We start from the raw sequence: 2,394 nt of genomic DNA on the forward strand, positions 1-2,394 counted from the left end.
ATTGCAGCTCACGCGACGCCTGACCAATTCGAGCATAAGGTCGAACGAGCCAAAGCATTTTATGATCACATGAAAGCCCAACACCGCTTTCTTACCGGACAGGACGACTATATTTTCGCTGCCATGCTGTCACTTTCCGATCTCGACGTAGAATCCGGTGTGACCCGTATGGAGCAGCTCTATGCTGAGTTAAAACCTGAGTTCTCACCGGGCAATAGTGTGCAGGCATTAACGCAGGTGCTGGTCCTAGGCGATGATAATCCGGAGGCGGGCACTCATGTAATAGCGTTAAATGAGGCATTCCGCAGACGTGAAATACGATTAGACAAAATGTACACCCTGCCGGCTCTGGGGATCCTCTCCTTACTGCCCGCTGACATAGATACGCTAGTAGAACAAGTTGAGGAAACGTATGAATGGTTACGCACACAAAAGGGCTTCGGTGCCTGGTCAATTAACAAACAGGAATTGCTGCTGCTCTCGTCCTCGCTGGTGGCAGTGCAATATGTAGAGGATCTTCGAAATGGCGTTCTGACCACGACGGTCTCCACTAGCATCACCAACATTATCATTGCCCAACAGGCCGCCATGGCCGCTGCTGCAACATCGGCTGCCGTCGTAGCTTCGACTTCATCGAACTAAGTAAAGGTCATGAAATGCATCTTACAAAATAAAAGGGGCCCTCTGGAACCATCCAGAAGGCCTTCTTCATTTGAATCCATCATTGCTGTTAGTTATCACCCGCTAAACAATCCCCGTATCCCGGAACTCTTCCACGAAACTATCCAACCAATCCGAACCATAATCCAGCGCACCCATATCACTTTCGATAAAAGCAACATCCAGACCCATAACCCAGAATCGACGAGCAATAATAAAAAGGTCAACAGCCTGTTCATCTTCGGCAGAGAAGCTTCTAACCGAACGATATCCCGCTATGAGCGTACTCCATAACACTTCTTTTTGCTCACCAGACTGTCTCTTTCGAGCCTTCACCTGCGCCAGATCGTAGGCACGCCAGCCTTTAGCCGCCCACTCGAAGTCGTAATGGATGAACTGATTCCCCTGTTGAAAAGCGTTATTGTTCCCATGCATATCGCCATGGCATAATCCAAAGTCCAAACCTTGTCTGGAAACGGAAGCTATGCGTTCTTTTAACTCTCTAGCAAACGTATGTAGAAATGATGCTGCTTCATTTTTTTTACCGATGTAGTTGATGATTCGTTCAAGAGGCTCGTCAATGAGAAGCTTCGTATCCAACTCAAATCGCGGCTGCTCCAATACCACTTGGTCCATCGCTTTATGCAGCTCAGCCGCAGACTGACCAAAAGCGTAACATGACTGTTCATCTTCAAGGTTGTTCTCGATACCCTCAATATACCGAAACATCACAGCAACCCGCTTGCCTTCCGCGGCATCCAACACAGTATATCCAGTATGATCTTTCTTCTCGATGTACTCTCCAATATCGGTATGTACAGATGAACCTAAAATGCCCTTTAATTGAGATAACAGGGACAGTTCGTAACGTACATCGTTTTCCGTAATTTCAGTACGGTAGACACGAAGAATAAACATACCAGTGGATGTAGTTACCCGGTAGGTATCATTTAACCCTCTCAGCCAAAATAAACATTCTTCCCACGATCCGATGTCATATTGATCACTCAATACAAACTCCAGATATTTAGGGTTGAGCACTGAACGTAAAGCAGTCGGTTGATTGAACATATGTATGCTCCTTCAGTTTGATATGATCATCACTATATTTACAGATAAATAATCCCTTCATCTATCAACCTATAACATAGTATATTTTTAAATTATTTTCCAGAATATATATTTAATCAGGTGAATGCTTAGCTGATCTCATTTCGCCTCTTTTATGCGCACCAATCACTTTCACAGCCTTGACCTTGAAGTATACTTCAGGCTTTATACTGTGGATAACATACTTTATGGATGAGAGGCGGCGCACAGATGAGTGTAAATATATATAACAAAAAACGCTCTATCAAGAGCTATTTACTAGAAAAATACATTGGAACTTTAGATAGCAAGAAGAATTTATCCACGCGGGAAAAGACCCTGAAGCACCTAGAGCACATGGGTGTAGAGAACACTAAGCCTTATGAGCTGGGTAAAATTAAATTAATTTCTTCAGTAAACGAACGTTCCTTTGAAGACATGCAGGTATTTACTTTGAATGACCAGATGTCTGCTGATCAAAAAGTGATTCTATATATACATGGCGGCGCTCATACGCACCAGCCTCTAACCTTTCATTGGAAGTTCATGGACCGCATCGCACAATCGTTGAATTCCAAAGTTATAGCACCCATCTATCCCAAAGTGCCTCATTTCAACTACCAGCATACATATCCAAGACTCTTG

Annotated in this window: 3 protein-coding genes; 2 read left to right on the forward strand and 1 reads right to left on the reverse strand. The window is 44.1% G+C overall.

The window, feature by feature from the left end; all coding sequences use genetic code 11:
• Window positions 1-642, forward strand: a 642-nt coding sequence (locus gpAD87_RS23050) for a DUF4003 family protein (RefSeq protein WP_157258555.1), incomplete at its 5' end; no start/stop codon positions are given.
• 102 nt (window positions 643-744) lie between these two features.
• On the opposite strand, the gene gpAD87_RS23055 is transcribed toward gpAD87_RS23050, so the two are convergent.
• The gene (locus tag gpAD87_RS23055; RefSeq protein ID WP_064641166.1) at window positions 745-1,731 is read right to left on the reverse strand and encodes a phosphotransferase; all 987 of its coding nucleotides are present in this window, start codon (window positions 1,729-1,731) and stop codon (window positions 745-747) included.
• Between the two features lie 249 nt (window positions 1,732-1,980).
• On the opposite strand from gpAD87_RS23055, the gene gpAD87_RS23060 reads away from it, so the two are divergent.
• Window positions 1,981-2,394: alpha/beta hydrolase fold domain-containing protein (locus gpAD87_RS23060; protein WP_157258556.1), on the forward strand; the 414-nt coding region annotated here is incomplete at its 3' end.

The organism is Paenibacillus sp. AD87, from assembly GCF_001659845.1.
Taxonomy (GTDB): Bacteria; Bacillota; Bacilli; order Paenibacillales; family Paenibacillaceae; genus Paenibacillus; species Paenibacillus marchantiae.

Bases quoted from the DNA above. Each gene is read 5' to 3' on its own strand.
- gpAD87_RS23055 (WP_064641166.1), bottom strand. From the start codon at position 1,731: ATGTTCAATCAACCGACTGCTTTACGTTCAGTGCTCAACCCTAAATAT.